General features: G+C 67.6%; 1 pseudogene. It reads left to right on the top strand.

The features are described 5' to 3' along the window. Positions 1 to 247, top strand: a pseudogene (locus tag SB751_RS33855) (PAS domain-containing sensor histidine kinase); the annotation flags it as partial.

Below are 247 nucleotides of genomic sequence, written 5' to 3'. Positions count from 1 at the left end.
CTGCTGGACCCCAACGGCAACCAGATCGGCTGGATGACGTCCATGACCGACATCACCGAACCCAAGCGCATCCGCGAAGCCCTGACGGCCGCGCACGAACGCTTCATGACGGTGCTGGAAGGCCTGGACGACGCCATCTCGGTCACGGCCGACACCCACGACGGCCTGGAACTGCTGTTCGCCAACCGTACCTACCGCCGCGTGTTCGGCGCCCAGACGGGCGGCCACGACGAACTGCTGGCCGGCC

Origin of the sequence: Cupriavidus sp. SIMBA_020 (assembly GCF_046535395.1) — a bacterium.
In the GTDB taxonomy this organism is placed as follows: Bacteria; Pseudomonadota; Gammaproteobacteria; order Burkholderiales; family Burkholderiaceae; genus Cupriavidus; species Cupriavidus campinensis.
The sequence above is the reverse complement of the archived record's forward strand: the minus strand, read 5'-3'. Positions and strand labels throughout refer to the sequence as shown.